At 62.3% G+C, this 371-nt stretch carries 1 protein-coding gene; it reads left to right on the top strand.

The features are described 5' to 3' along the window. On the top strand, window positions 1-371 hold a 371-nt coding region (locus ACTJJN_RS27055), incomplete at both ends, for an immunoglobulin-like domain-containing protein (RefSeq protein WP_440781805.1).

Here is a 371-nt window from a genome sequence, read left to right as displayed (position 1 = left end):
GAGAACGTCAAGCCAACCTTCACCGTGCACGTCAACCAGCCGCTGGCCCACGACCTGGTCGTGACCCTGAGCAACAATGCTCAGGTCACCATCAAGGCTGGCGAAACCAGCGCGCCGTACACCCACGCTGCGCAAGGCGATGACGTCTACAACGACGCTGGCCAGATCAGCCTGGGCATCAACTCGGCGGTGGACGCCACCGGCGCTGCGTTCGAGAACCTCGAGTTGGGCGGTGCGGCTTCGGTTCAAGTCACCGACACCCTCGACGAAGTAGTGGCCAAACTGACCGCGACCCCGTCGGTCACCGAAGGCGGCGAGATCACCTACACCATCACGCTGACCAACAAAGACGGTCTGCCGATCAACAACCA

Origin of the sequence: Pseudomonas sp. 22515 (assembly GCF_052044625.1) — a bacterium.
In the GTDB taxonomy this organism is placed as follows: Bacteria; Pseudomonadota; Gammaproteobacteria; order Pseudomonadales; family Pseudomonadaceae; genus Aquipseudomonas; species Aquipseudomonas alloputida.
This window is presented reverse-complemented; position numbering and strand designations above follow the sequence as displayed.